Origin of the sequence: Janthinobacterium agaricidamnosum NBRC 102515 = DSM 9628, assembly GCF_000723165.1 — a bacterium.
In the GTDB taxonomy this organism is placed as follows: Bacteria; Pseudomonadota; Gammaproteobacteria; order Burkholderiales; family Burkholderiaceae_D; genus Janthinobacterium; species Janthinobacterium agaricidamnosum.
On the sequence record NZ_HG322949.1, the window covers coordinates 783,435 to 809,827 of the forward strand.

General features: G+C 63.2%; 23 protein-coding genes (1 of these 23 only partly in view). 13 read left to right on the forward strand and 10 right to left on the reverse strand.

Translation table 11 applies throughout. The features are described from left to right. The first annotated feature begins 19 nt into the window (after positions 1–19). The 3 genes from GJA_RS03290 to GJA_RS03300 all read left to right on the forward strand — a co-directional run bounded on the left by GJA_RS03290 (position 20) and on the right by GJA_RS03300 (position 3,387). The gene (locus GJA_RS03290) at positions 20–499 is read left to right on the forward strand and encodes a hypothetical protein (protein ID WP_038488752.1); all 480 of its coding nucleotides are present in this window, start codon (positions 20–22) and stop codon (positions 497–499) included. 429 nt (positions 500–928) lie between these two features. Continuing rightward, complete coding sequence (locus tag GJA_RS26500) at positions 929–2,989, forward strand: DUF8189 domain-containing protein (RefSeq protein ID WP_242404438.1); 2,061 nt, start codon at positions 929–931, stop codon at positions 2,987–2,989. 26 nt (positions 2,990–3,015) lie between these two features. After that, complete coding sequence (locus GJA_RS03300; protein WP_061301608.1) at positions 3,016–3,387, forward strand: hypothetical protein; 372 nt, start codon at positions 3,016–3,018, stop codon at positions 3,385–3,387. An 83-nt stretch (positions 3,388–3,470) separates the two neighbouring features. Here the strand turns inward: GJA_RS03300 and parC are convergent, their stop codons facing one another. Both parC and GJA_RS03310 read right to left on the reverse strand, forming a co-directional pair. Beyond that, positions 3,471–5,819 carry a DNA topoisomerase IV subunit A gene (gene parC, locus GJA_RS03305; RefSeq protein ID WP_038488758.1) on the reverse strand — a complete coding sequence of 783 codons (2,349 nt, stop codon included), beginning with the start codon at positions 5,817–5,819 and terminating at the stop codon, positions 3,471–3,473. Between the two features lie 76 nt (positions 5,820–5,895). After that, positions 5,896–7,890 (reverse strand): DNA topoisomerase IV subunit B, encoded by a 1,995-nt coding sequence (locus tag GJA_RS03310; protein ID WP_038488761.1) that lies wholly within the window; start codon positions 7,888–7,890, stop codon positions 5,896–5,898. A gap of 377 nt (positions 7,891–8,267) precedes the next feature. On the opposite strand from GJA_RS03310, the gene kdpF reads away from it, so the two are divergent. The 7 genes from kdpF to GJA_RS03345 all read left to right on the forward strand — a co-directional run bounded on the left by kdpF (position 8,268) and on the right by GJA_RS03345 (position 17,320). Beyond that, positions 8,268–8,357 (forward strand): K(+)-transporting ATPase subunit F, encoded by a 90-nt coding sequence (gene kdpF, locus GJA_RS03315; protein WP_038488763.1) that lies wholly within the window; start codon positions 8,268–8,270, stop codon positions 8,355–8,357. Further along, positions 8,357–10,162 (forward strand): potassium-transporting ATPase subunit KdpA, encoded by a 1,806-nt coding sequence (kdpA, locus tag GJA_RS03320; protein ID WP_038488766.1) that lies wholly within the window; start codon positions 8,357–8,359, stop codon positions 10,160–10,162. The genes kdpF and kdpA overlap by 1 nt, the downstream gene beginning before the upstream one ends. Positions 10,163–10,171: 9 nt before the next feature. Next, entirely contained in the window at positions 10,172–12,247 is a 2,076-nt protein-coding gene (gene kdpB, locus GJA_RS03325; protein ID WP_038488769.1) for a potassium-transporting ATPase subunit KdpB, read from the forward strand. An 11-nt stretch (positions 12,248–12,258) separates the two neighbouring features. Then, positions 12,259–12,834 (forward strand): potassium-transporting ATPase subunit KdpC, encoded by a 576-nt coding sequence (gene kdpC / locus GJA_RS03330; protein ID WP_038488772.1) that lies wholly within the window; start codon positions 12,259–12,261, stop codon positions 12,832–12,834. Positions 12,835–12,964: 130 nt separating this feature from the next. Next, complete coding sequence (gene kdpD / locus GJA_RS03335; protein WP_038498554.1) at positions 12,965–15,697, forward strand: two-component system sensor histidine kinase KdpD; 2,733 nt, start codon at positions 12,965–12,967, stop codon at positions 15,695–15,697. Positions 15,698–15,724: 27 nt separating this feature from the next. After that, on the forward strand, positions 15,725–16,423 hold the full coding sequence (gene kdpE / locus GJA_RS03340; RefSeq protein ID WP_038488775.1) for a two-component system response regulator KdpE: 699 nt from the start codon (positions 15,725–15,727) through the stop codon (positions 16,421–16,423). A 147-nt stretch (positions 16,424–16,570) separates the two neighbouring features. Next, positions 16,571–17,320: a TorF family putative porin gene (locus tag GJA_RS03345; RefSeq protein ID WP_038488778.1), complete on the forward strand. Its 750-nt coding sequence runs from the start codon at positions 16,571–16,573 to the stop codon at positions 17,318–17,320. Between the two features lie 54 nt (positions 17,321–17,374). Here GJA_RS03345 and GJA_RS03350 read toward each other — a convergent pair whose 3' ends face one another. From GJA_RS03350 to GJA_RS03360, 3 genes are read right to left on the reverse strand one after another with little or no spacing between them, the layout of a single operon-like run. Further along, a complete protein-coding gene (locus GJA_RS03350) occupies positions 17,375–17,872 on the reverse strand; it encodes a ParA family protein (protein WP_242404439.1) in 498 nt (165 codons plus the stop codon). 13 nt (positions 17,873–17,885) lie between these two features. Then, entirely contained in the window at positions 17,886–18,950 is a 1,065-nt protein-coding gene (gene dapA / locus GJA_RS03355; protein ID WP_242404440.1) for a 4-hydroxy-tetrahydrodipicolinate synthase, read from the reverse strand. Then, entirely contained in the window at positions 18,947–19,219 is a 273-nt protein-coding gene (locus GJA_RS03360; protein WP_242404441.1) for a hypothetical protein, read from the reverse strand. Before GJA_RS03360 ends, dapA begins: the two co-directional genes overlap by 4 nt. Before the next feature lie 231 nt (positions 19,220–19,450). Between GJA_RS03360 and GJA_RS03365 the strand changes: the two genes are divergently transcribed. Next, positions 19,451–20,404, forward strand: coding sequence for a gamma-glutamyl-gamma-aminobutyrate hydrolase family protein (locus GJA_RS03365; protein WP_038488785.1), 954 nt, complete (start codon positions 19,451–19,453; stop codon positions 20,402–20,404). 9 nt (positions 20,405–20,413) lie between these two features. Here GJA_RS03365 and GJA_RS03370 read toward each other — a convergent pair whose 3' ends face one another. From GJA_RS03370 to GJA_RS03385, 4 genes are all read right to left on the reverse strand, one after another. Further along, the gene (locus GJA_RS03370; protein ID WP_038488788.1) at positions 20,414–21,544 is read right to left on the reverse strand and encodes a YbdK family carboxylate-amine ligase; all 1,131 of its coding nucleotides are present in this window, start codon (positions 21,542–21,544) and stop codon (positions 20,414–20,416) included. Beyond that, positions 21,545–22,732, reverse strand: a complete 1,188-nt coding sequence (locus GJA_RS03375; RefSeq protein WP_038488791.1) for a cation:proton antiporter — start codon at positions 22,730–22,732, stop codon at positions 21,545–21,547. 199 nt (positions 22,733–22,931) lie between these two features. Then, positions 22,932–24,101 (reverse strand): vWA domain-containing protein, encoded by a 1,170-nt coding sequence (locus GJA_RS03380; protein WP_038488794.1) that lies wholly within the window; start codon positions 24,099–24,101, stop codon positions 22,932–22,934. 48 nt (positions 24,102–24,149) lie between these two features. Continuing rightward, positions 24,150–25,016 carry an AAA family ATPase gene (locus GJA_RS03385; RefSeq protein WP_038498563.1) on the reverse strand — a complete coding sequence of 289 codons (867 nt, stop codon included), beginning with the start codon at positions 25,014–25,016 and terminating at the stop codon, positions 24,150–24,152. A 309-nt stretch (positions 25,017–25,325) separates the two neighbouring features. Between GJA_RS03385 and GJA_RS03390 the strand changes: the two genes are divergently transcribed. Beyond that, positions 25,326–25,655 carry a c-type cytochrome gene (locus tag GJA_RS03390; RefSeq protein ID WP_038488797.1) on the forward strand — a complete coding sequence of 110 codons (330 nt, stop codon included), beginning with the start codon at positions 25,326–25,328 and terminating at the stop codon, positions 25,653–25,655. Between the two features lie 35 nt (positions 25,656–25,690). After that, positions 25,691–26,023, forward strand: a complete 333-nt coding sequence (locus GJA_RS03395; RefSeq protein ID WP_422567927.1) for a c-type cytochrome — start codon at positions 25,691–25,693, stop codon at positions 26,021–26,023. A gap of 113 nt (positions 26,024–26,136) precedes the next feature. Here GJA_RS03395 and GJA_RS03400 read toward each other — a convergent pair whose 3' ends face one another. Then, on the reverse strand, positions 26,137–26,393 hold the 3' portion of the coding sequence (locus GJA_RS03400; protein WP_038488800.1) for a DUF2875 family protein. 10 nt of this gene lie beyond the right edge of the window; 257 of the gene's 267 nt are visible here — the last part of the coding sequence; its start codon lies beyond the right edge, outside the window; the stop codon is at positions 26,137–26,139.

The window sequence follows — 26,393 nt, forward strand, 5'->3', positions numbered from 1 at the left end:
TATATTGAAAGGTCACATCATGAACAAATTACTCGCCACCCTGATCGCCACGTCCGTCGCCGGCCTGTTGACCAGCGCCGCATACGCCCAGACCACGGAAGCCGTGGTCAAGGCCGAAGCGAAGGCCGACAAGGCCAACGTCAAAGCCATCACGTCGGAAATGAAGGTGGAAGCGAAGGCCAATGAATCGACCGCCAACGCCGACGCCAAGGCCCACGAAAAAATCAGCGAAGCCCACGTCAAGGCCAACCATGCCAAGGCCAAGGCAGCCGAGAAAGTGGCCAAGGCCGATCCGGAAGATAAACAGAAAGAAGCCGCCAAGGCTGACAAGACCGCCGCCGCAGCCGACGCCAAGGCGACCAAGGAAACCGTGAAAGCCAACGCCAAGGCGATCAAGGAGCACGTCAACGCGGCCGAAGACAAGGCGTTGGCGGCGACCAGGACCGCCGAAGTGCAAGCCAAGGGCGAAGCTGACGTCAAAGCCGCCGCCGCCAAGTAAGCAGTGCGTCGTCATACGCCGGGCGCCCGCCCGGCACCCAAAAAAAGACCGCTTCGCCGGTCTTTTTTTTCGTCCTGGCCGTGCTGCCTGCGCCAGCGGCGTCCTTGTGCAAAATCAAATGGCAAACCATTCCGCATGCGATAGTGATTCTGTACCTGTCCCGACCAGATTGCCTTTGTTCGTTATTTGCGCCATGGTCGGCCGGACATGCAGCATCCGGTTGGCGCGCCTGGCAACACTATACAGCCAAGGATGTGCATCATGACTAGCCCGAAAACTCCCAAAACGGCGTCCGGCGCCGAAGGCGGCATGACGCCCATGCCCGCCACCAAGGTATCCGCTGGCAAGGTATCGGCTGGCTTATCTTCTCAGGTACCTGTTCACGCATCTGCTCACCTATCTGCCCACGCAGCCGAGGAAGGCAGCCACATGGCTGGCACCGCCGGCGTGGACGGCGATGACATGCCCGGCGGCGGGATGAACGGCGACAATGGCGATCATGGCGGCGCCGGCCTGACCGTCAATCCGCCGCCTAAAAAACGCACTTGCGCGACGATGGAGGTGCACCGCCGCCTGTTGTCGCTGAATCCGGCGTACGCCTACGCCAGGGACGCCATCGAAAACCTGGCCGGCCTGTATGAAAACCAGCAACAGCAGACCCAGCGCAGCGGCGTGACGCGCATCCCGGTGGTGGTGCACGTGGTATGGAACACGCCGGCGCAAAATATTTCCGATGCGCAGATCGCCAGCCAGATCGATGTGCTGAACCGCGATTACCGGCGCACCAACCCGGACGTGGCCAACACTCCGGCGCCATTCCTGCCGCTGACCGCCGATGCGCTGGTCGAGTTTGCGCTGGCCAGCGCGGATCCGGATGGCGCGCCCAGCACCGGCATCGAACGGCGCCAGACCGCAGTGGCGTCGTTCGGCTCCGACGACGCGGTCAAGTCGCAGGCCAGCGGCGGCATGAATGCGTGGCCGTCCGAGCGTTACCTGAATATCTGGGTCTGCCAGCTGAGCGGCGGCTTGCTGGGCTACGCGCAATTTCCCGGCGGTCCGGCGGCTACCGACGGCGTGGTGATCCTGCAATCGGCGTTCGGCACCACCGGCACGGCGGCGCCGCCATTTCACCTGGGACGCACCGCGACGCATGAAATCGGCCACTGGCTGAACCTGAACCATATCTGGGGCGACGACGGCAGCGGCTGCGGCGGCACCGATAACGTGGCCGATACGCCGAACCAGGGCGGCGCCAATACCGGCACGCCGAATTTTCCGCATGTGTCGTGCAATAACGGGCCGAACGGCGACATGTTCATGAACTATATGGATTACGTCGACGACCCGGCCATGTTCATGTTTTCGGCCGGCCAGGTGGCGCGCATGCAAGCCTGTCTGGACGGGCCGCGCAGCGGCATCGGCATGGCCGCCGGCGGGACTACGCCGCGCCAGGGTTCGTCGCCGGTGGCGGCGTGGGCGGCCAACCGGCTCGACGTGTTCGTGCTCGGCACCGACTGCGCGCTGTATCGCAAGGCGTGGGACGGTTCGGCCTGGAAGCCGTCGCTGACCGGCTATGACGCGCTGGGCGGGGTCTGCACCAGCGCGCCGCAGGCGGTGTCGTGGGGACCGAACCGGCTCGACGTGTTTGTCACCGGCACCGACAGCAGCCTGTTTCATAAAGCGTGGAATGGCTCGGCCTGGGCGCCGTCGGCGACCGGCTACGACAACCTGGGCGGCACCTGCATCGGCGATCCGCGCGCCGTCGCCTGGGGACCGAACCGGCTCGACGTGTTCGTGCTGGGCACCGACCGCAGGCTGTTCCACAAGTGGTGGGACGGCGTGGCCTGGGGGCCGTCGCTGACCGGCTACGAAGCGCAGGGCGGCACCTGCATGACCCAGCCGGACGTGGTGTCATGGGGCGCCAACCGGCTCGACGTGTTTGTCATCGGCACCGACCACGCGCTATATCATAAATGGTGGGACGGCAGCGCCTGGCGGCCATCGCTGGCCGGCTATGAACGCCTGGGCGGCGTATGCACGTCGGCGCCGAGAGCCGTGGCGTGGGGACCGAACCGGCTTGACGTGTTCGTCACCGGCACCGATGGCGCGCTGTACCATAAATGGTGGGACGGCGCAAAATGGGGGCCGTCGGCGGACGGTTTTGAACGGCTGGGCGGGGTGTGCATCGGCGAAATCGAGGCGGTATCGTGGGGGCCGAACCGGCTCGACATATTCGTCATCGGCACCGACAGTGCGCTGTATCACAAGGCGTGGAATGGCTCGGCCTGGTCGCCATCGCAGGCCGGCTTCGACAGCCTGGGCGGGATTTGCCGCTCCCGGCCGCGCGCCGCCGCGTGGGCAGCCAACCGGCTCGACGTGTTTGTCACCGGCGCCGACAGCGCCTTGTTCCACAAGGCGTGGAACGGCACTGCCTGGTCGCCATCGGCGACCGGCTACGACAAGCTGGGCGGCGTGATCTCGCTGTTTTAAGAAAAACGATCCAAAAAGGGAGGCATATGAAATCGATGACACAAGGACAGGGAGGGCAGGGCGCTGCGCCGGTCCACGGCAGCTGGACCCATTCCTTCGAAGAGGACGAGCCCGGCGTGCGGGTGTATCGTCCGACTCACTCTTATGCGTTTCCAGCCTGCCGGCGCGGCCGCGAAACGCTGGAATTCGGCGACGACGGGAAATTGACCGCGCTGGCGCCGGGGCCGGACGACCGGCCCCGGCGCCAGCCAGCGCTGCAACTGACGCCGTTGGGCATGAACCGTTATGCGGTGGGCGGTACGGCGGCGGCGCCGGAGCATGTGATTGAAGTGCTCGAAGCGACCCTGGACAGGCTCAAGCTGGCAGGCATTGACGAGGGCGGAATCCGGCAGGCGTAATCGCCGCAGGTGAAACGGCTGGAACGGGGCTTGCCTGCCACGCGATTTTTCAAACCACGCGCCAGGCAAGCGCCATCACGACATCAGCCGATCGCCGTCATCGACAACGGCTTCAGCTTCGCGGCCAGCGGCTTGCCCTTGCGGGCGCGCTTGCCGAAGTGTAGCGCCAGTCCCGACGCCGACAGCGACGAGTCTTGCGGTTTTGCTGCGCGTCCGGTGCCGGACACCACCACGCCCTTTTGGCTGATCGGCTGCACCGCCAGCAGTTTTTCCTTGTTTTCCAATTCCATCAAGGTCACGCCGCGGCCGCCGTTGCTCAGGGTTTTCATTTCATCGAGGCCGAACACCAGCAGGCGCGCGCCTTCCGACAGGCAAGCCACTGCGCTGGCGCTGGCCGGCACCACTTTCGGCGCCAGCGGCAATGCGCCGTCGTCCAGCGTGATGAAGGACTTGCCGCCCTTCAGGCGGCTGACCATGTCGCCAGCCTTGGCGCAGAAGCCGTAACCGGCGCTCGACGCCAGCAGCAGCAGCGTCGCCGCATTGCCCGCGAAATAATGCAGGATGCGCACGCCGCCCGACAAATCGACCAGCGTCGTGATCGGCACGCCGTCGCCGCGCGCGTTCGGCAAGGCCGCCACCGGCACCGAATACACCTTGCCGTTGGCGCCGAAGCCGAGCAGCGTGTCGACGGTGCGGCATTCGAAGGCGCCGTGCAGCGCGTCGCCGGACTTGAACGTGAATTGGGCCGGATCGTGGCCGATGCCGGTACGCGCCCGTATCCAGCCTTTTTCGGAAATGATGACGGTGACCGCTTCATCCACCACTTTTTGTTCGGCCACCGCTTTTTGCGCTTCTTCGATCAAGGTGCGGCGCGCATCGCCGAACTGCCTGGCGTCGGCATCGATTTCCTTGATGATGGCGCGTTTCATCGAGCCTGGATTGTCGAGCAAGTCTTGCAGCGTCTGCTCTTCCTTGCGCAGCTCGGCCAGCTCTTGCTGGATCTTGATGGTTTCCAGCCGCGCCAGCTGGCGCAGGCGGATTTCCAGGATGTCTTCGGCCTGGCGCTCGGACAGCCTGAACGCGTCGATCAGCGCGGCCTTCGGTTCGTCCGAATTGCGGATGATCTGGATCACCTTGTCGATATTGAGCAGGATCGCTTCGCGCCCTTCCAGGATATGGATGCGGTCCCTGACCTTGCCCAGCTTATGGGCGGTGCGCCGCGTGACGGTCTCGAAGCGGAACGCGATCCACTCGCGCAGGATGTCGCCCAGGCCCTTCTGGCGCGGACGGCCGTCGCCGCCTATCATCACCAGGTTGATCGAGGTCGACGATTCCAGCGACGTATGCGCCAGCAGCATCAGCATGAATTCGGTCTGGTCCTGGTTCTTCGATTTCGGCTCGAACACCAGGCGCACCGGCGCGGCGCGGCCCGACTCGTCGCGGATGGTGTCGAGCGAATTGAGGATCAGCGCCTTCAGCGCGATCTGGTCCGGCGACAGCGCCTTCTTGCCCAGCTTGATTTTCGGGTTGGTCAATTCCTCGATTTCTTCCAGCACCTTTTGCGACGAGGTGCCCGGCGGCAGTTCGGTGACCACCGCCTGCCACTGGCCGCGCGCCAGCTCTTCGATCTTCCAGCGCGCGCGCACCTTCATGCTGCCGCGGCCGTTGGCGTACATTTCCTGGATCTGCGCCGCCGGCGTGATGATCTGGCCGCCGCCCGGGAAGTCCGGGCCGGGGATGATCGCCATCAGTTCCGCGTGCGTCAGCTTCGGATCGCGGATCAGCGCCACGGCGGCTTTCGCCACTTCGGCCAGGTTGTGCGACGGAATCTCGGTGGCCAGGCCGACCGCGATGCCCGACGCGCCGTTCAGCAGCACCATCGGCAAGCGCGCCGGCAGCAGCTTCGGCTCCTCGGTCGAACCGTCGTAGTTGGCCTGGAAATCGACCGTGCCCATGTTGATCTCTTCCATCAGCAGGCGCGCGATCGGCGTCAACCGGGCTTCGGTGTAGCGCATCGCGGCGGCGCCATCGCCGTCGCGCGAGCCGAAGTTGCCCTGGCCGTCGATCAGCGGATAACGCAGCGAAAAATCCTGCGCCATGCGCACCAGCGCGTCGTAGACCGACTGGTCGCCGTGCGGATGCAGCTTGCCGAGCACGTCGCCGACCACCGCCGCCGACTTGCGCGGCTTGGCCGTGGCGTTCAGGCCCAGTTCATTCATCGCGTACAGGATACGCCGCTGCACCGGCTTCTGGCCGTCGCAGACGTCGGGCAGCGCGCGTCCCTTGACCACCGAGATGGCGTAATCGAGATAGGCGCGCTCGGCGAAGGTCGACAGCGTCAGCGTTTCGCCGTCGATCAGCGGCTCGTCGGGTTCTCCCGGCGCACCCGGTTCCGGTTGTGGATCGTCAAATAAATTGGTTTGTGTAGACATGGTGTAATTCTGTGCTGTACTTAAATTGGACTCGTTGCGGCGCCGGGCCACGCGGCCGGCGCCATCAGGGAAACCATCAGATATCCGCTTCCGCCTCGTTGCCGTGCTCTTCGATCCAGGCGCGGCGGCCGGCCGCTTCGCCTTTGCCCATCAGCATATTGAAGCGGGCGGCGGAAGCGCCATGGTCGACTGCGCCGAGCGCCACCGGCAGCAAACGGCGGGTGTCCGGGTTCATCGTGGTTTCCCACAGTTGTTCGGCATTCATCTCGCCCAGGCCCTTGAAGCGCGAAATCGCCCAGGCGCCTTGCTTGACGCCTTCCTTGCGCAGCTTGTCTTCGATCGCCAGCAGTTCGCCATCGTCGAGCGCATAGATTTTCTGGATCGGCTTCTTGCCGCGCGCCGGCGCGTCGACCCGGTACAGCGGCGGACGGGCGATGCAGATATGGCCCTTGGCGATCAATTGCGGGAAGTGCTTGAAGAACAGCGTCAGCAGCAAGACCTGGATGTGCGAACCGTCGACGTCCGCATCGGACAGGATGCAGATTTTGCCGTAGCGCAGGCCGGACAGGTCCGGCGTGTCGCCGTGGGTGTGCGGGTCGACCCCGATCGCCACCGCGATGTCGTGGATTTCATTGTTCGCGTACAGGCGGTCGCGGTCGGTTTCCCACGAGTTCAGCACCTTGCCGCGCAGCGGCAGGATGGCCTGGAACTCCTTGTCGCGGCCCATCTTGGCCGAACCGCCGGCCGAGTCGCCCTCGACCAGGAACAGTTCGTTGCGGCTGGTGTCCGACGATTCGCAATCGGTCAATTTGCCCGGCAAGACGGCCACGCCGGACGATTTTTTCTTTTCCACTTTTTGCAGCGAACGCTGGCGCGACTGCGCCTGCTTGATGACCAGTTCGGCCAGCTTCTTGCCGTATTCGACGTGCTGGTTCAGCCACAGTTCCAGCGGCGGCTTGCTGAAGGTCGACACCAGTTTCACCGCGTCGCGCGAATTCAGGCGTTCCTTGATCTGGCCCTGGAATTGCGGGTCCAGCACCTTGGCCGACAGCACGAACGAGGCCCGCGCGAAGACGTCTTCCGGCAGCAGCTTGACGCCTTTCGGCAACAGGGAATGCATTTCGACGAAATTCTTGACGGCGCCGTACAAGCCTTCGCGCAGGCCCGATTCATGGGTGCCGCCGTTCGACGTCGGAATCAGGTTGACATACGATTCGCGCACCACCGCGCCATCCTCGGTCCACGCCACCACCCACGCCGCGCCTTCGCCTTCGGCAAAACCGTCGTTGTCGCCGTTGGCGTATTGCGCGCCTTCGAACAGCGGGATCAGGGTCTCGCCGCTGGAGCTTTGCGCCAGCGTTTCGGTCAGGTAGCCGCGCAAGCCTTCGGCGTACATCCAGGTTTGCACTTCGCCCTTGGTATTGGTCAGCGTGACGGTGACGCCCGGCAGCAGCACGGCTTTCGAGCGCAGCAGGCGCTGCAGTTCGACCTGCGAAATCTGCGGCGAGTCGAAATATTTCGGGTTCGGCCACGCGGTGACGCGGGTGCCGGACTTCTTGCCGTCGCGCGGCGCCGGTTTCGAATTGAGCGCTTCGATCACGTCGCCGTCGGCGAACACCATGTGGTGCAGGCCGTTGCCGTCGCTTTCCTTGCGCCATACCGTGATTTCAAGGCGCGACGACAGCGCATTGGTGACCGATACGCCGACCCCGTGCAAGCCGCCCGAGAATGCGTAGGCGCCGCCCGAACCCTTGTCGAACTTGCCGCCCGCGTGCAGCCGGGTAAACACGATTTCCACCGTCGGCACGCCTTCTTCCGGGTGCAGGCCGACCGGGATGCCGCGGCCGTTGTCTTCGACGGTGATGCTGCCGTCGGCATTTTGCGTGACGGCGATATGGGTGCAGTGGCCGCCCAGCGCCTCGTCGGAGGCATTGTCGATCACTTCCTGAATGATGTGCAGCGGATTTTCAGTGCGGGTGTACATCCCCGGGCGCTGCTTGACGGGTTCCAGTCCCTTGAGGACGCGGATGGATGATTCGCTGTAGTCGGATGCTGGTTTTTTAGTGGCCATACGTGTTCAAGCTGGATAAAGACAATGTTTGTTTATGCGGACGCCTGCGCATTCTATCTTGATCGGCGTGCAATCGCGTAATCCGTTGCTGCGACGCAATTGCAATCGTGCGCGGCGGTCTCGATTAGCGGGAAATATTGCCCGGAAAACCAGGACTGCCTCCGGTTTTAATCCGTATAAACCCGATTTTTACATCTTGTTTACACCCCGTCCACCAGTCTTTACTAAATTTTTAGACGAATTTCGATAATCTTCTTGCCATCAAAACAAACCTGAATGAGGGTGGTGATGGATATCGTGTATCTCGGCGTGATTGCCGTGTTCTATGCCGTGGTGTACGGCTTTGCGGTCGCTTGCGACAAATTGGGAGGCCCGAAATGAATGCGTTTTATGTGCTCGGCGCGATCGTATCGGCCGGCTTGCTGGTGTATTTGCTGGTGGCGCTGCTGAAGGCGGAGGATCTGTGATGACAACCCAATCGATACTGTTATTAGTGGTCTTCCTGGTGGTGCTGCTGGCGCTCGCTTATCCGCTCGGCCTGTACATGGCCAAAGTGGCCGGCGACGGCCCGCTGCGCGGCCTCGGCTGGCTGCAAAAAATTGAAAACGTGCTGTACCGCTGGTCCGGCATGTCGGCCGACCGGGCCATGAACTGGAAAACCTACGCCATCGCGCTGGTCGTGTTTAACACGGTCGGCGCCTTTTTCGTCTATGCCTTGCAGCGTTTGCAGGGCTTCTTGCCGCTGAACCCGCAGGGTTTGGGCACGATCACCCCCGATTCCTCATTCAATACCGCCGTCAGCTTCGTCGCCAATACCAACTGGCAAGGCTACTCCGGCGAACAAACCATGAGCTACCTGACCCAGATGCTGGGCCTGGCTTGCCAAAACTTCTTTTCGGCGGCCACCGGCATCGCCGTGATTTTTGCATTGGTGCGCGGCTTTTCTGCGCGCTCGAGCAAATCGATCGGCAATTTCTGGGTCGACCTGACCCGCTCGACGCTGTATGTGCTGGTGCCGCTGTCGCTGGTGCTGTCGGTGATTTTCATGGGCGAAGGCGTGATCCAGAATTTCTCGGCCTATAAAGAAGTGCCGCTGCTGGACCAGGTCGCCTATTCGACGCCGAAAACCGGCGCCGATGGCCAGCCTGTGCTGGACCAGGCCGGCCAGCCGGTGATGGAAGCGCAAGTCGCCAAGACCCAGGTCATCGCCATGGGTCCGGTCGCTTCGCAAGAATCGATCAAGATGCTGGGCACCAACGGCGGCGGTTTCTTCAACGCCAACTCGGCCCATCCATTTGAAAATCCGACCGTGATGTCGAACTTCCTGCAAATGCTGGCGATCTTCATCATTCCGGCCGGCCTGTGCTTTACCTTCGGCCGCATGGTCGGCGACATGCGCCAGGGCTGGGCGGTGCTGGCCGCGATGACGCTGATCTTCGTCGTCATGACGGCCGCCGTGATGGGCGCCGAGCAGCAAGCCAGCCCCGGCCTGCAAGCGCTGGGCGTGGACCAGAATGTCACCCTGCTGCAATCGGGCGGCAATATGGAAGGCAAGGAAACCCGTTTCGGCATCAGCAGCTCCAGCCTGTTCGCGGCGATCACCACGGCGGCGTCGTGCGGCGCGGTCAACTCGATGCACGATTCCTATATGCCGTTGGGCGGCATGGTGCCACTGCTGCTGATGCAATTCGGCGAAGTGGTGTTCGGCGGCGTCGGCACCGGCCTGTACGGCATGCTGATGTTCGCGATCCTGGCCGTGTTCATCGCCGGCCTGATGATCGGCCGCACCCCTGAATACCTGGGCAAGAAAATCCAGGCCTATGAAATGAAGATGGTGTCGCTGGCGATCCTGGTGACCCCTGCGCTGGTGTTGACCGGCACCGCGATCGCCGTGATGGTCGACGCCGGCAAGGCAGGCGTGGCCAACCCGGGCGCGCACGGTTTCTCGGAAATCCTGTATGCGTTCAGCTCGGCCGCCAACAACAACGGCAGCGCCTTTGCCGGCCTGTCGGCGAATACGCCGTTCTACAACATCATGCTGGCTATCGCCATGTGGTTCGGCCGTTTCGCCGTGATCGTGCCGGTGCTGGCGGTGGCCGGTTCGCTGGCGTCCAAGCAGCGCCTGAGCGCCAATGCCGGCACCATGCCGACCCACGGCGCGATGTTCATCTCGCTGCTGATCGGCGTGGTGATACTGGTCGGCGTGCTGAACTACATACCGTCGGTGGCGCTCGGCCCGATCGTCGAACATCTGCAACTTTTCACCCAATAAGAGGCTACCATGTCACGCAAAAGCCTGACGCTTTTCGACTCCGCATTGATTGGCCCGGCCATTCTCGATGCGTTTAAAAAACTCCATCCACGCACCCAATGGCGCAGCCCGGTCATGTTCGTGGTGTATGTCGGCAGCATCATCACGTCGCTGCTGGCGATCCAGGCCCTGAACGGCCAGGGCGAGGCCCCCGCCGGCTTCATCCTGGCGACCTCGGTCTGGCTGTGGTTCACGGTCTTGTTCGCCAACTTCGCCGAAGCGCTGGCGGAAGGCCGCAGCAAGGCGCAGGCGGCGTCGCTGCGCGCCTTGAAGCAAACCGTGATGGCCAAGAAAATGACCACGCCGAAGTACGGCACGCCATGGCTGCCGACGCCCGCCACCGACCTGCGCAAGGGCATGACGGTGCTGGTCGAAGCCGGCGACGTGATCCCGGCCGACGGCGAAGTGGTCGGCGGCGTGGCCTCGGTCGACGAAAGCGCCATCACCGGCGAATCGGCGCCGGTGATACGCGAATCGGGCGGCGACTTTTCGGCCGTCACCGGCGGCACCCGCGTGCTGTCGGACTGGCTGATGGTGCGCGTTTCGGTCAACCCCGGCGAAGCGTTCATCGACCGCATGATCGCCATGGTCGAAGGCGCCAAGCGCCAAAAGACGCCGAATGAAATCGCGCTGACGATCTTGCTGGTGGCGCTGACCATCGTGTTCCTGATCGTGACCGTGACGCTGCTGCCGTTTTCGCTGTTCTCGGTGGAAGCCGCCAAGGCCGGCACGCCGGTCACCATCACCGTGCTGATCGCGCTGCTGGTCTGTTTGATCCCGACCACCATCGGCGGCTTGCTGTCGGCGATCGGCGTGGCCGGCATGAGCCGCATGATGCAGGCCAATGTGATCGCCACCTCCGGCCGCGCGGTCGAAGCCGCCGGCGACGTCGATGTGCTGATGCTCGACAAGACCGGCACCATCACCCTCGGCAACCGCCAGGCCGCGCTGTTTGTCGCCGCGCCGGGCGTCACCGAGCAGCAACTGGCCGACGCGGCGCAACTCGCTTCGCTGGCCGATGAAACGCCGGAGGGCCGCAGCATCGTTGTGCTGGCCAAGCAGCGCTTCAATATTCGCGAACGCGACATGGGCAGCCTGAACGCGACCTTTGTGCAATTCACCGCGCAAACCCGCATGAGCGGCGTCGATATCCCCGGCGATCATGTGCGCGAAGTGCGCAAGGGCGCGGCCGACTCGGTCAAGAAGTACGTCGAGGCGCTGGGCCGTCCGTATCCGGAAGAAGTGGCGCGCGCGGTGGACGACATTTCGCGCCGCGGCAGCACCCCGCTGGTGGTGGTCGACGATGGCCTGGTGATGGGCACCGTCGAGCTGAAGGATATCGTCAAGGGCGGCATCAAGGAGCGTTTCGCCGAATTGCGCCGCATGGGCATCAAGACCGTGATGATCACCGGCGATAACAAGCTGACCGCCGCCGCGATCGCCGCCGAAGCGGGCGTCGACGACTTCCTGGCCGAGGCGACCCCGGAAGACAAGCTGAAACTGATCCGCAGCTACCAGTCGGAAGGCCGGCTGGTGGCGATGACCGGCGACGGCACCAACGATGCGCCGGCGCTGGCCCAGGCCGACGTGGCGGTGGCGATGAATTCCGGCACCCAGGCGGCGAAAGAGGCCGGCAATATGGTCGACCTCGATTCGAACCCGACCAAGCTGCTGGAAATCGTCGAGATCGGCAAGCAGATGCTGATGACGCGCGGTTCGCTGACCACTTTCTCGATCGCCAACGACATCGCCAAGTATTTCGCGATCATCCCGGCGGCGTTCGTCGGCACCTATCCGCAACTGAAGGCGCTCGACGTGATGCACCTGGCCAGCCCGTCGTCGGCGATCATGTCGGCGGTGATCTTCAACGCGCTGATCATCGTCGTGCTGATCCCGCTGGCGCTGAAGGGCGTGCAATACCGCGCCATCGGCGCGGCCATGCTGTTGCGCCGCAACCTGCTGATCTACGGCCTGGGCGGCATCATCCTGCCATTCATCGGGATCAAGCTGATCGACATGGTTTTAGCCGCATTTAATTTCGTCTGAAAGGACATCGTATGAGTACCATTATTCGTCCCGCCATCGTGATGTTCGCCGCCCTGACCGTGATTTGCGGCGTGGTTTATCCGTACGCCGTGACCGGCATCGGCCAGTTGGCGTTTTCCGACCAGGCCAACGGCAGCATGGTCGAAAACGGCGGCAAGGTGATCGGTTCCAGCCTGATCGGCCAGTCGTTCACGTCGCCGAAGTATTTCTGGGGCCGGCCATCGGCCACCACGCCGATGGCCAACAACGGCGCCGGTTCCGGCGGTTCCAACCTGGGCCCGACCAATCCGGCCTTGCTGGACGCGGTCAAGGGCCGGATCGACGCGCTGAAAGCCGCCGATCCGGAAAACCGGCTGCCGGTGCCGGTCGACCTGGTGACGGCGTCGGGCAGCGGCCTGGACCCGGAAATCAGCATCGCGGCGGCGCGCTACCAGGCGCCGCGCGTGGCGCGCGAGCGTCATGTCTCGCCGGAACAGGTGCAGGATATCGTCACGCATTACCAGCAGCAGTCGCTGTTCGGCTTTTTCGGCGAACCGCGCGTCAATGTGCTGGCGCTGAACATGGCGCTGGACGCGCTGCCCAAGTAAAGTAACATGTAGATGTATTGCTGGATGTATTTACAGATGTATTAAAGCGATGTAACAGTGGCCGGATCAGGCGATGATCATGAATTCGTCGTCATCCGGCCGGCAGATGCAGCGGAAAAAACAGGCAACCATGCTCCCCAACGACAGCCAACGCCCCGACCCTGACGCCTTGCTGGCCCAGGTGCAGGCGCAGGAAAAGAAAGCTTCGCGCGGCAAGCTCCGGATTTATTTCGGCGCGTCGGCGGGCGTCGGCAAGACGTGCGCGATGCTGGCCGCGGCCCATAAAATGCAGGACGACGGCCAGCAATTACTGGTCGGGATAGTCGAAACCCATGGCCGCCGCGATACCGCCGCCTTGCTGGAAGGCTTGCCGCTACTGCCTTTGAAGCAGATAGTCTATCGCGGCAAGAACCTGGCCGAGTTCGACCTGGACGAAGCGCTGCTGCGCCGGCCGCCGCTGATCTTGATGGATGAGCTGGCGCATTCGAACGCACCCGGCTCGCGCCATCCGAAACGCTGGCAGGACGTCGAGGAATTGCTCGACGCCGGCATCGACGTGCTGAGCACCGTCAACGTGCAGCACCTGGAAAGTTTGAACGATGTGGTCGGCGGCATCACCGGCGTGCGGGTCGCCGAGACGCTGCCGGACACGGTATTCGACCGCGCCGACGAAGTGGTGCTGGTCGACCTGCCGGCCGACGAGTTATTGACGCGTCTGAAACTCGGCAAGGTGTACCAGCCGCAGCAAGCCGAGCGCGCGTCGCAGAATTTTTTCCGCAAGGGAAATTTGATCGCCTTGCGCGAACTGGCCTTGCGCCGCACCGCCGACCGCATCCAGGACGATGTGCAGGCTTACCGGGTCGAAAAATCGATCAACCCGATCTGGAAGACCGGCGCCGCGCTGCTGGCCTGCATCGGCCCGCGCCCCGGCGCCGAACATGTGATCCGCAGCACCGCGCGGCTGGCCAGCCAGTTGAACGCCGAGTGGCATGCGCTGTATGTCGAGACGCCGCAATTGCAGCATTTGCCGCCGGCCGAGCGCGAACGCATCCTGAAGACGCTGAAGCTGGCGCAAGACCTGGGCGCGCGCACCGCCGTGGTATCGAACAGCGACATCGCCGGCGCCATCGTCGATTACGCGCGCGCCGGCAATATCTCGAAAGTGATCGTCGGCCGCGGCCGGCGCAACTGGCCGTGGCGCATCGCGCACGCCAGGCGCATCGCGCAACTGGCGCCGGACGTCGACTTGATCGAAATCGGCCAGCCGGCCGCGCAGGCCGGTGCGGCCAGCCAACCGGCCGCGCGCGACGGCGAAGAGGGCGCCGACGCCGGGCGGCGTCCGTCGCGCCACTGGCGTTACCTGGTCGCCGCCGGCGCCAGCGTGCTGACCGCGCTGCTGGTGCTGCCGATGCTGGCCTACCTCGACCTGGCCAATATCGCTATGCTGTTCCTGCTGACGGTGGTGCTGGTGGCGGTGCGCTTCGGGCGCGGCCCGGCCGCGCTGGCCAGCCTGGTCGGGGTGGCCTGCTTCGACTTTGTCTTCGTGCCGCCGCGCTATTCGTTCGCGGTCGGCGATTTCCAGTATGTGATCACCTTCGGCGTGATGCTGGCGGTCGGCCTGATCATAGGCCATTTGACGGCCGGGCTGCGCTTCCAGGCGCGGGTGGCGTCGCACCGCGAGGCGCGCGCCCGCGCGCTGTATGAATTTGCCCGCGAATTATCGGGCGTGCTGCAAACCGAACAGATCTTCGAGATCACCCGCGACTTCATCCAGCGCGCCTTCCAGGCCCGCGCCACGCTGCTGATCCCGGATGACGACGGGCGCCTGCAAATGACGCAGCAAGCCGGCGACATCCACGCCCAGCAACTGGCGCTGCTCGACCTGGGCATTGCGCAATGGTCGTTCGACCACGCCGAGGCGGCCGGCATCGGCACCGACACCTTGCCGGCGGCCAGCGTGTTTTATTTGCCGCTGATCGCGCCGATGCGCACCCGCGGCATCCTGGCGCTGCTGCCGGACAACCGGCGCTGGCTGCTGGTGCCGGAACAGCGGCAACACCTGGATACATTCGCCGCGCTGGCCGCGATCGCGCTGGAACGGGTGCATTACATCGACGTGGCGCAGGGCGCGCTGGTGCAGATGGAGTCGGAACGGCTGCGCAACTCGCTGCTGGCGGCGCTGTCGCACGACTTGCGCACGCCGCTGACGTCGCTGGTCGGCCTGTCCGAATCGCTGGTGATGTCGAAACCGGGGTTGGCGCCGGAGCAGCTGACCATGGCCCGCTCGCTGCAGGAAGAAACCCTGCGCATGAGCGCGCTGGTGTCGAATTTGCTGGACATGGCGCGCATCGAAAGCGGCCAGGTGCGGCTCAACCTGCAATGGCAGGCGCTGGAAGAAGTGGTCGGGAGTGCCTTGCGCGCCAGCCGCTCGCAACTGACCTGCCACCAGGTGCAGACCAGGCTGGAGCGCGACTTGCCGCTAGTGTCGTATGACGCGGTGCTGATCGAGCGGGTGCTGTGCAACCTGCTGGAGAACGCCGCCAAATACACGCCGCCGGGCAGCAGCATCACCATCGCCGCCGATGTCAGGGGCGCGTGGCTGCAAGTGAGCGTGTATGACGACGGCCCCGGCTTGCCGGCCGGCCGCGAGGAAGCGATCTTTGAAAAATTCACGCGCGGCGAACGCGAATCGAACAAGCCCGGCGTTGGCCTGGGGCTGGCGATTTGCCGCGCCATCGTCGAGGCGCACGGCGGCAAGATCCGCGCCGGCCAGTCGCCGATCCATGGCGCCGCGATCGAATTTACCCTGCCGCTCGGCACGCCGCCGGCGATGCCCGAACTGGACCTTGAACTGCCTCATTAACAATTTTACCGACAGCGGACAACCATCATGAGCGAACCTTCAGCCACCGCCTTACTGGTCGAAGACGAACCACAGATCCGGCGCTTCGTGCGCTCGGCGCTGGAACAGGAAGGCTGGCAGATTTTCGAGTCGGCCACCATGCAGCGCGGCCTGATCGACGCCGGCACCCGGCGTCCCGACCTGATCGTGCTCGACCTCGGCCTGCCCGACGGCGACGGCATCGATTTTATCGCCGACATCCGCAAATGGTCGGCCGTGCCGATCATCGTCCTGTCGGCGCGGGTCGATGAACAAGACAAGATCCGCGCGCTCGACGCCGGCGCCGACGATTACCTGACCAAGCCGTTCGGCGTCGGCGAATTGCTGGCGCGGGTGCGCGCCACCCTGCGCCGCCAGCGCCAGCCGGGCGCCAGCGTCGATGGCCAGGTGCAGTTCGGCGATATCAAGGTCGACCTGAAGGCCCGGCTGGTCACGCGCAACAACCAGATGGTGCATTTGACGCCGACCGAATTCCGCCTGTTGTCGGTGCTGGTCAGCAATGCCGGGCGGGTGGTCACCAATCCGCAACTGCTGCGCGAAGTGTGGGGGCCGTCGCATTCCGAAAGCGGCCATTACCTGCGCATCTACATGGGGCATTTGCGCCAGAAGCTGGAAAACGATCCGACCCAGCCGGTCTACCTGCTGACCGAAACGGCGGTCGGCTACCGGCTGATGCTGCCGCTATGACCTAGCTTACTCTCCGGCCCGGCCTTTCCTCCCGCTGTGACTGGGTGCGTGCGCGCGCCAGGGGAGAGGCTTGCCTGAAATTTTTGCAGCGACGGGCTAGCTGCGCCATCTGGCGAAGGCCCACTCCCATATCAACGAAAGAGCATCATGAAAAAACTGACCCTTGTTTGTGCTATCGCCGCGACGTTCGCCGCCGGCCTGGTTCACGCGGAGGAGCCAAAACCGGATAACGAAGTAAGTTTTAATGCGGCGGCGGTGTCCGATTATCGCTTCCGCGGCATTTCGCAAACCCGTATGCAGCCAGCCTTGCAGGGCGGCGCCGATTATGTCAACAATCCGGGCGGCCTGTATGCCGGCGCGTGGGCGTCGACCATCAAATGGACCAAGGACGCCGGCGGCAGCGGCGACGTGGAACTCGACCTGTACGGCGGCAAGCGCGGCCAGCTGGGCGCCGACGTATCGTATGACGTGGGCGTGCTGGCCTATATCTACGCCGGCAACGGCCTGGACAAGGTGGCCGGCCTGGTCGACGCGAATACCTATGAAGTGTATGGCCAGCTCGGCTACGGTCCGGCCTACATCAAGTATTCGAGTGCGGTCTCGAACCTGTTCGGTTTCGCCGACAGCAAGAACAGCGGCTACCTGGACATCGGCGCCAATATCGACATGGGTTCCGGCTGGACCGGCAACCTGCATGCCGGCCATCAAACGGTGAAGAACAACTCGGCATCCAATTATAGCGACTGGAAAATCGGCGTGACCAAGGACTTCGGCATCGTCAGCGGCGCGCTGGCCGTGATCGGCACCAATGCCAGCGAAGCGGCGTACGCATCGCCGGTCAACGGCAAATTCACCGGCAAGACCGCGCTGGTGCTGACCATCAGTAAAACGTTTTAATTGAAAGGAGTCGGGTCAGGCCGGGATGGCTGACCCGACAGGGCGGGCAAGCTCTTATTGGCTGAAGACGGCGCAGTACAGCTGTTCGATGCCGGTATGCACGGCGGCGGGGATGCGCGCCACCAGCTCGCTGATCACAGGCGTGGTGTCGTCGGCCACCACCAGCACGCGCAAGCCGGGATTGAACAGGCGCGCGTAGGTGATGCGCTGCACCAGGCGGGCCCGGCTGGTATCGTCGCTGTGGCCGCCGGCGATCGGGATGATGACCACCCGCGCGGCGATCAGCGCCGAGCGGCTGCCCATCGAATCGCGGCCTTCGGTATCGATGACGATGTCGTGGTAGCAGGTGATCAGGTGTTCCAGCTCGGGCTGCAAACCCTTGGCGCTGATGGCGCGCGCGACGACGCCGGGCCGCGCGCCATCGGCTGCTTGCCTGGCCAGTCCGGGTTGCCGCAGCGTCGCATGGCGCGGGTCGGCGTCCAGCAGCAGCACCTTGCGACCGGCCAGCGCGCGCGATGCGGCCAGCCGGCCGGCCAGGATGGATTTCTCCATCCCGCCGTATTCATCAGTTATGGTGATGATCATCGTAACGTCCGGCAGGCACGACCAGCGACGGGGAGGAGCTGACCAGTTGCAGCAGCCAGCCTTGCGATGCGTGGTGCTTGTCTTCGGCCGGGGTGTGCCATTCGGGGATGGCCATCAAGTCGTCGAGGGCGCTGAACAGGCGTGCCTTGCCGGCCGCCGACATGCAGGTCATCGGCAGGCGCAGCTCATCCTTGAGCTTGCCCAGCATCGCCAGCGCAGCCTTGACGGGAGCAGGGTTGGGTTCGGCGAACAGCAGGCGTATCACCGGCAGCAGGGACTTGAACAATTCCTGCGCGGCGGCGATCTGGCCGGTCTTGACCAGTTCATACAGCTGCACGTACAGGTCGGGCCGGAGGTGGGCGGCGGCGGACATCGCGCCGTGGCCGCCCATGCGCAAGGTGGCCAGCAGCAGCGTGTCGTCGCCGCTCAGCACGTCGAGCCGGGTATTCAATAGCAAGTCGGTAATTTGCAGCACGTTGCCGCCGGCTTCCTTGATGGCGACGAAGCGCGTGTCGCGGCTCAGTTCCGCCACCGTGGCCGGCTCGATATTGATACCGGTGCGGGCCGGGATGTTGTACAGCACGATGGAGTGGTCGGTGGCCGCCGAAATCGCCTGGAAGTGCCGCAGGATGCCTTCCTGCGACGGCCGCACATAGCTGGGCGCCGAAATCAGCAAGCCGGCCAGCGGATGGTCGTCGAAGCGCTTGACGCTGGCCGCGACGGCGCGGGTGTCGCTGCCGCCGGCGCCCATCACGACCGGGAAGTGCGGGCCGACGGTTTCCAGCACCGCGTCCAGCAGCAGCGCCTGTTCGCGTTCGCTGAGCATCGCCGCTTCGCCGGTGGTGCCGCACACGACCAGGCCGTGGATGCCGCTGGCCACCAGTTCGGCGGCCAGGCGCTGGGCCGCTTCCAGGTCGACTTCCCCATCGTCGAAGGGCGTCACCAGCGGCACCCAGATACCCTGGAAGTGGCCGGTGATGCGGCTCGACGACATCGCGTTGTCGCGTATCGGCGGGTGCATCAGCGGGGTCATCGCGCGGTTCATGATTGGGCCTGGCTGATGCGGCCGAATTCGGCGGCGGGCAGGATGCGCATCACGGCGTCCATCGTCAGGCGCAGCGCCGGTTCCGGCAGGCACAGCCAGACTTTCATGCGTTCGGCATGGTCGACCGGTTCGATGCGCATGAAGGACAGCATATTGCCGCAGGTTTTGACCACCAATTGGCGCAGGTCGCTGATACACGCGGTATCGACGGTAATGTGCATCAGGAAGGTGGCGCGGCGCGGATGATGATGGCGTAAAGAGGGTTCCATAAAGAGGTTTGCACCTGTCGTTGAGATGCTTTGAAGGTTAGCAGCAGGCTTGTAAAGATTCTCTAAAAAGTCGGCCCCGGGGTGTAAACGGGGTATATAATTTTCAGGACAGATGACAAGCGGAGCGCCGATTCCTGCTGCGCCATTACGGTTTTGTTACAAAATCGAATCGTGCGGCGGCGCCGGCGGCGTTATATTGCAACCATCACTGTTCCAGGTCAGGCCTTACCCATGTCAGATAACGATCCCCCCAATTCCTCCAAGGCGGCAGATCAGGGTTCCGGAGGGCGCGACAGCGACGCCGCGCCGCGCTACCTGAAAGAAAACGACACGCCGTTCGCGCTGGCCTGGCGGGTGGTGATGGCGCGCTACCGCGCGATGCGCGACAAGGCCGGCCGCGACTTCATGCGGCGCACGCTGCGGATCGGCATTTCGGCGCGGATTTTCCATCCCGAGCCGGGTTCGACCGGCCTGCGCAGCAAGAACCTGCAATACCTGGAAGAGTCGATCGCGCAGTGGGTCATGTCGCGCGACGTGCTGGTGTTCATGATCCCGACGGTCAATACCAGCGGCTTGCTACACCCCAGTAACATCACCTTGCGCCACTATGCGCGCCACCTGGACGGGCTGGTGCTGCAGGGCGGCGCCGACGTGTCGCCGCAAACCTATTCGGAGGCGGCGACCCGGCCGGAATGGAGCGGCGACCGCGCGCGCGACATCTACGAGCTGGAACTGCTGCATGAATTCGTCGACGCCGGCAAGCCGGTGCTGGGCATCTGCCGCGGCTGCCAATTGATCAATGTGGGGTTCGGCGGCACGCTGTACCAGGACATCGCCTCCGATGTCGAAGGCGCGGCGGCCCACGTCAACGACTTGTACGACCGGCACCGCCACAGCATCGTGTTCCCGAAAGGCTCGTCGCTGGCCGGCATGTTCCCGAAAGCCGGCGAGGCGCTGGTCAATTCGATCCATCACCAGTCGGTCAAGGACCTGGGACGCGACATCACCGTCGAGGCGATTTCGCAGGGCGACAACATCGTCGAGGCGATCCGCTACCAGCGCGCCAATTTTGTCATGGGCTTGCAGTGGCACCCGGAATTCCATTCGGCCGGCGGCGTCGAACTGCTCGACTGCACGCCGATCCTGGATAATTTCTTGCGGGCCGCGCGCGAAACCCGCTTTTAGCGCGACGCTTCAGAAAAGCATCGGATCGCCGCGGAAGCAGCGGATCGCCGCGTCGACCATGCCTTCGGCGCTGCCCTGGTGGCGGTATTGATTGCGCAGGTATTGCGCATCGCTCCATTGCTTGGTGACGTCGGACAGGTGCTTCAGCGCCGAGGCGCTGCCGAGCGCCTCGGCATGCGGCGCCATCTTGCGCAGCGTGGTCATGATATCTTCGCGCAGCGACATGGTTTCGTAGGTTTTCGGATGCGTGATGGCGCCGTCGAGGCCGAAGCGGCAAGCCTGGAAACGGTTATAGTTGTAGACCAGGTAATCGTCTTCGACCGGTGCCGGTTCGCGCCGCTCCAGCAGGTAGCGGCACAGCGCCTGCAGATAGGCGGCCAGCGCGGCGGCCCGTTCCACCGTCAGCGGCGTGTCGCAGACGCGCAGTTCGATGGTGCCGAATTCGGGCTTGGGCCGGAGATCCCAGTAAAAATCCTTCATGCTCCTGATGATGCCGGTATTTTCCATCTTGGCGAAATACTCGTTGGCGAACTGGTCCCAACTGAGCGTGAAGGGCGCGCGTCCGCTCATCGGGAACGCGAACACCGAATTCAGGCGGGCCGAATCGAACAGCGTGTCGCGCCCCTGCACGAACGGCGACGAGGCCGACAGCGCGATGAAGTGCGGAATATAGCGGTTCAGCGAATGCAGCAGGAACATCGCGTCGTCGCCGGACGCGCAGCCGATATGCACGTGCTGGCCGAAGATGGTGAATTGCTTGGCCAGGTAGCCGTACAGTTCCGAGATTTCCTGGAAGCGCGGCTTGGAAAAGATCTTTTGCGACGACCATTGCTGGAATGGGTGGGTGCCGCCGCCGGAAATGCCGATATTGAGCTGGTCGCCGGCGGCCACCAGCGTGTCGCGGATTTCCTGCAACTGCGCCAGCAGCGGTTCGTGGTGGGTGTGCACGGTCGAGTTAATCTCGATCATGCTCTCGGTGATTTCCGGCGTGACGTTGCCGGGGAACGGTTTTTTGCCCAGCAGGTGCAGCAAGTCCGGGCTGGCGGCGGTCAGGTCGAAGTCCGACAGGTTCACCAGCTGCAGTTCCAGTTCGACGCCGAAGGTCAGCGCAGCCGAGTGGCTAAAGGGTTCTAGCGGCATTTAGCGCTCCTCTACATGATGGGTTTCTTTGGCAAACTTCAGCACGCGCTGCACGATCAGCGGGCCGAACACTTCCAGCATCAGCGTCACGGCGGCCAGCGCATTGAGTTCGTCGGCAAAGTTGATGCCGCGGTGGCGTGCATGTTCCAGCAGCAGGATCACGAACACCGATACCGGCGTCAGCGACACGCCGGTCAGGATGCCCTTGCGCCACGAAATGCCGCTGACATGGGAAAACGCCGCCACCCCGACCGTCTTGGTGACAAAGCGGCCGGCGATCACCGCCAGCGCCAGGCCGGCGCCGGCCGTCACGCTGGCCCATTCCAGCGTCGACGCGGCGAACACGAACAGCAGCACGGTCAGCAATTCGCCGAGCGCGCCGAAATTGCGCTGCGCCTGGCTGAACGCGACGCGGCGGTGGCGCGCCACCAGGCCGAAGGTCAGCGTGGCCAGCAGCGGCGACAGGCTGGTGGTGTAGGTCAGCGCCACCAGCAGCATCACCGACAGCGCAAAGGCGACGGTGGCGTCTTGCGCCATATTGCCGAGCCGGCGCAGCATGGCCGGCACGATGATGCCGAACACGGCGCCGATGCCGGCCGAGGCCAGCAGCACGGTGAAGCTGCTGGCGGTCGCCTCCATCAAGTCGCCGGAACTGTGGAACATCCAGAAGCCGACGATGATGTTGAAGGTGAACACGGCCAGCACGCAATTGAGCGCGGTCAGGTGGATCATGCGTTCGGTGACCTGGCCGGAACTGCGTTCCTCGTTGACCACCCGCATCACGGTGGCCGGCGAGGTGGACATGGCCAATGAGGCCAGCAGCAGCGCGGTCATCGGCGAGACCTTGAATTCGATGGCGATGAAGTACACCACGGCGAAGGTACCCAGTGCTTCGACCAGGCCGGCCACCGCGATCCACGGATTGTTCAGCAGCCAGCGCAGGTTGATGCGGTAGCCGAGTTCGAACAGGATCAGGCCGAAGGCGACGTCGGCCAGGATCAGCATCGGGCCGCTGCCGGTTTGCGGCAGCACGCCGACCTGGGCCTGGGCCAGCACGAAGCCGATCACGCCATAAAAGCTAATCCGCGGCAAACCGGTCCAGCGATGGCCGAATTCGCCGATCACCCATGCCAGCGTGATGGCGAAGGGCCATGACAGGTCGGCGGCGATAGACAGGATACTTTGCATAGACACTCCTCGATGAAAATGTATGGCTGCCGCGGCCGCCGTTCCTGGTCGGAGCGGGCCACCGCGGTTCAGGGCGCAGTGAATGCGTTGCAGATTCTACTTGATGAGAACCCGCGCACAATACGATGGCGTCTATCGACGTCATTCGGCAGCGATGGCGGCGCGAGCTGTGTGCGCCGCCGGGCGTTCCACGGCCGTGCTATTTACTGAGGAGACGCATGCCGCGCTCCAGTCCCTCGATGGAAAGGGGGAACATCCGGTGGTTCATCAATTGGCGGATGATGTCGATCGATTGGCGGTATTGCCACAATCCTTCCGGCTCCGGATTGAGCCAGATGCATTTCGGGAAAGCGCTGGTGAAACGCGCCAGCCAGGCCGCGCCGGCTTCCTCGTTATTGTATTCGACCGAGCCGCCCGGCTGCACGATTTCGTACGGGCTCATGGTGGCGTCGCCGACGAAGATCAGCTTGGTGTCCGGCGGGTATTTGCGCAGGATATCCCAGGTCGCAAAACGCTCGGAATGGCGGCGCCGGTTATTCTTCCACACATGGTCGTAGACGCAGTTATGGAAGTAAAAGAACTCCATGTTCTTGAACTCGGTCCGGGCCGCCGAAAACAGTTCTTCGGTGCGCTCGATATGGTCGTCCATGCTGCCGCCGACGTCGAGCAGCATCAGCACCTTGATGCGGTTCTTGCGCTCCGGCCGCATCTTGATGTCGAGGTAGCCGGCGTTGCTGGCGGTGGCGTGGATGGTGGCGTCGAGCGCCAGTTCGTCTTGCGCCCCTTCGCGCGCGAACTTGCGCAGGCGCCGCAGCGCGACCTTGATATTGCGCGTGCCCAGTTCGCGTTCGGCGTCGTAATCCTGGTAGGCGCGCGCCTCCCATACCTTGACTGCGGTGCGGTTGCCGCCCTTGCCGCCGATGCGGATGCCTTCCGGATTGGTGCCGCCATTGCCGAACGGCGAAGTGCCGCCGGTGCCGATCCATTTATTGCCGCCTTCGTGGCGCTCCTTCTGTTCCTTCAGCAGCTGGTTCAGGCGCTCCATCAATTTATCGTAGCCGAATTTTTCGAGCTGCGCTTTTTGTTCGTCGCTCAATTCGCGCTGCATGCGCTTGAGCAGCCAGTCCAGCGGGATCGCCGCATGATTCTCGAAGGCGGCGTCGATGCCCTTGAAATACTGGGCGAAGGCGCGGTCGAACTTGTCGAAATGCGCTTCGTCCTTGACCAGCGTCAGGCGCGACAAATAATAAAAGTCGTCCATCGACGACGTGATCACGTTTTTTTGCAGCGCTTCCAGCAGCGTCAAGAACTCCTTGATCGAGACCGGGATTCTGGCGTCCTTGAGGGTGAAGAAAAAGTCGATCAGCATGTCAGGCGCACTCCTGGGGTAGCTGCTTGGCTGCAGCGATGGCCGGCATCAGCGGTTGGTCCGCGACATGAACATCAGGCGCTCGAACAGGTGCACGTCCTGTTCGTTTTTCAGCAGCGCGCCGTGCAGCGGCGGCACCACCGCCTTGTTGTCCTTGCCGCGCAATGCCTCGGCCGGGATGTCTTCGGCCAGCAGCAGTTTCAGCCAGTCGAGGAATTCCGAGGTCGACGGTTTTTTCTTCAGGCCGGCCACGTCGCGCACCTCGTAAAAGGTCTGCAGCGCCTGCGCCAGCAAATCCTTTTTCAGGTTCGGATAATGGACCGCGACGATTTGCTCCATCGTGTCCTTGTCCGGGAATTTGATGTAATGGAAGAAGCAGCGGCGCAGGAACGCGTCCGGCAATTCCTTCTCATTGTTCGAAGTGATGATCACCAGCGGACGGTGGATGGCGCTGACCATTTCGCGGGTTTCATAGACATGGAATTCCATCCGGTCCAGCTCGCGCAGCAAGTCATTCGGGAATTCGATGTCGGCCTTGTCGATCTCGTCGATCAGCAGCACCACCGGTTGCGGCGCCGTGAACGCCTGCCACAGCACGCCCTTGACGATGTAGTTCTGGATGTCGCGCACCCGCTCGTCGCCCAGCTGCGAATCGCGCAGGCGCGACACGGCGTCGTATTCATACAAGCCTTGCTGCGCCTTGGTGGTCGACTTGATATGCCACTGCATCAGCGGCATGTCCAGCGCGGCCGCGACCTCTTCGGCCAGCATGGTCTTGCCGGTGCCCGGCTCGCCCTTGATCAGCAGCGGACGCTGCAATGTCAGGGCCGCGTTCACGGCCAGTTTCAGGTCGGCGGTGGCGACGTAATTATCGGAACCTTCGAAGCGGTGGCCTTGGCCTTGATGTTCTTGCATGAGCGTGGCGATCAAAGTAAAAGAAAGCCGAGTATAAGACAGTTTGCGTTTTTTCCACATGAAAGCACGGACCAGACCTGCGCCGGAGGCTTGCCGCGCGCCGCTTTTCGAGGCGTTCCAAACGTCTGCGGAACCGGCCGGGGAGGGCGCAAAGCGAGTACTGGCGCGGCTTCCGGAGAGTGTTGCAGACTGACTAACTTGCATGTGGACTTGCGGGAAGGTCTTGGGTTAGAATCGCAGGTTAATAGTGCAAAATGCAAGTTTTGTTCCGGCAGCAGTATCCGATTATCACTGATTAACTTTGCCACCATGAAAAAAATCATCGCACTTCTCGCACTCGCAGGCATCGCCCATGCCGCTGCGGCGGCTGACATCGTTGGAAACGCCAAGGCTGCTCCGGCCAAGGTGGAAATGTGTATCGGTTGCCATGGCATTCCCGGTTACAAAGCGACTTTTCCGGAAGTGTTCCAGGTGCCGATGATCGGTGGCCAGTCCGCCAAATACATTGAAAATGCGCTGCACGCCTATAAGAAAGGCGACCGCAAGCACCCGACCATGCATGGCATCGCGGCCAGCCTGTCGGACCAGGATATCGCCGACGTCGCGCTGTACTATTCGCTGCAAACCAAGCAGAAATGAGGACGCTCAAAATGAGGAAAAACACCGTGAAAAAAATGGTCACCGCCCTGGTTTTGTCCGCGATCTCCTTGAGTGCTGTTGCAGCCGGCAATATCAACGCCGGCAAGGCGCTGGCTGAAAAATACAACTGCGCCACCTGTCACGGCAAGGACTTGAATTCGCCGATCGACCCGTCGTATCCGAAACTGGCCGGCCAGCACAAGGATTACCTGGAACACGCGCTGACCGCGTACAAACGCAACGACGGCCCGAACGGCCGCAACAATGCGATCATGGTCGGCCAGGTACAGCCGCTGAGCAACCAGGATATCAAGGATCTGGCCGCGTATCTGCACAGTTTGCCGACCGCGCTGGTGGTGCATCGCTGAGCGAACACCTTGCGAAATTGATTAAGAGTATCTAACATCACCTTGATGGCAACGCAATGCTGCCATGGAGGTCTTGTCAGGTGCTGTCAAGCCACGTTCGCGTGGCTTTTTTATTATTCGTAATTGGCCGGATCGATGGCCGGCGTGCCGTGGTGCGCAAACACATCGCCGCCGCGCGGATGTTTCTGGGTCTGGCGCAGTGCATCCGATGGCGGGCTGATGAAGACGATCGATGCTTCGTTGCTGTCGCGCAGGTTGATCGCCGCGCTGATGCCGCCGTCGCGATAGCTGCCCATTACCCCGATCGCCATCTGCATGAACAGCGTGGCCGCGCCGGTGTTGCCGAGCCGCTGGTCGGTATCGATGAATT

What these genes read in the sequence shown, in the direction of transcription:
- GJA_RS03290 (WP_038488752.1), top strand. Translation starts at nt 20, where the DNA reads ATGAACAAATTACTCGCCACCCTGATCGCCACGTCCGTCGCCGGCCTG.
- GJA_RS26500 (WP_242404438.1), top strand. Translation starts at nt 929, where the DNA reads ATGGCTGGCACCGCCGGCGTGGACGGCGATGACATGCCCGGCGGCGGG.
- GJA_RS03300 (WP_061301608.1), top strand. Translation starts at nt 3,016, where the DNA reads ATGAAATCGATGACACAAGGACAGGGAGGGCAGGGCGCTGCGCCGGTC.
- parC (WP_038488758.1), bottom strand. Translation starts at nt 5,819, where the DNA reads ATGTCTACACAAACCAATTTATTTGACGATCCACAACCGGAACCGGGT.
- GJA_RS03310 (WP_038488761.1), bottom strand. Translation starts at nt 7,890, where the DNA reads ATGGCCACTAAAAAACCAGCATCCGACTACAGCGAATCATCCATCCGC.
- kdpF (WP_038488763.1), top strand. Translation starts at nt 8,268, where the DNA reads ATGAATGCGTTTTATGTGCTCGGCGCGATCGTATCGGCCGGCTTGCTG.
- kdpA (WP_038488766.1), top strand. Translation starts at nt 8,357, where the DNA reads ATGACAACCCAATCGATACTGTTATTAGTGGTCTTCCTGGTGGTGCTG.
- kdpB (WP_038488769.1), top strand. Translation starts at nt 10,172, where the DNA reads ATGTCACGCAAAAGCCTGACGCTTTTCGACTCCGCATTGATTGGCCCG.
- kdpC (WP_038488772.1), top strand. Translation starts at nt 12,259, where the DNA reads ATGAGTACCATTATTCGTCCCGCCATCGTGATGTTCGCCGCCCTGACC.
- kdpD (WP_038498554.1), top strand. Translation starts at nt 12,965, where the DNA reads ATGCTCCCCAACGACAGCCAACGCCCCGACCCTGACGCCTTGCTGGCC.
- kdpE (WP_038488775.1), top strand. Translation starts at nt 15,725, where the DNA reads ATGAGCGAACCTTCAGCCACCGCCTTACTGGTCGAAGACGAACCACAG.
- GJA_RS03345 (WP_038488778.1), top strand. Translation starts at nt 16,571, where the DNA reads ATGAAAAAACTGACCCTTGTTTGTGCTATCGCCGCGACGTTCGCCGCC.
- GJA_RS03350 (WP_242404439.1), bottom strand. Translation starts at nt 17,872, where the DNA reads ATGGAGAAATCCATCCTGGCCGGCCGGCTGGCCGCATCGCGCGCGCTG.
- dapA (WP_242404440.1), bottom strand. Translation starts at nt 18,950, where the DNA reads ATGAACCGCGCGATGACCCCGCTGATGCACCCGCCGATACGCGACAAC.
- GJA_RS03360 (WP_242404441.1), bottom strand. Translation starts at nt 19,219, where the DNA reads ATGGAACCCTCTTTACGCCATCATCATCCGCGCCGCGCCACCTTCCTG.
- GJA_RS03365 (WP_038488785.1), top strand. Translation starts at nt 19,451, where the DNA reads ATGTCAGATAACGATCCCCCCAATTCCTCCAAGGCGGCAGATCAGGGT.
- GJA_RS03370 (WP_038488788.1), bottom strand. Translation starts at nt 21,544, where the DNA reads ATGCCGCTAGAACCCTTTAGCCACTCGGCTGCGCTGACCTTCGGCGTC.
- GJA_RS03375 (WP_038488791.1), bottom strand. Translation starts at nt 22,732, where the DNA reads ATGCAAAGTATCCTGTCTATCGCCGCCGACCTGTCATGGCCCTTCGCC.
- GJA_RS03380 (WP_038488794.1), bottom strand. Translation starts at nt 24,101, where the DNA reads ATGCTGATCGACTTTTTCTTCACCCTCAAGGACGCCAGAATCCCGGTC.
- GJA_RS03385 (WP_038498563.1), bottom strand. Translation starts at nt 25,016, where the DNA reads ATGCAAGAACATCAAGGCCAAGGCCACCGCTTCGAAGGTTCCGATAAT.
- GJA_RS03390 (WP_038488797.1), top strand. Translation starts at nt 25,326, where the DNA reads ATGAAAAAAATCATCGCACTTCTCGCACTCGCAGGCATCGCCCATGCC.
- GJA_RS03395 (WP_422567927.1), top strand. Translation starts at nt 25,691, where the DNA reads ATGGTCACCGCCCTGGTTTTGTCCGCGATCTCCTTGAGTGCTGTTGCA.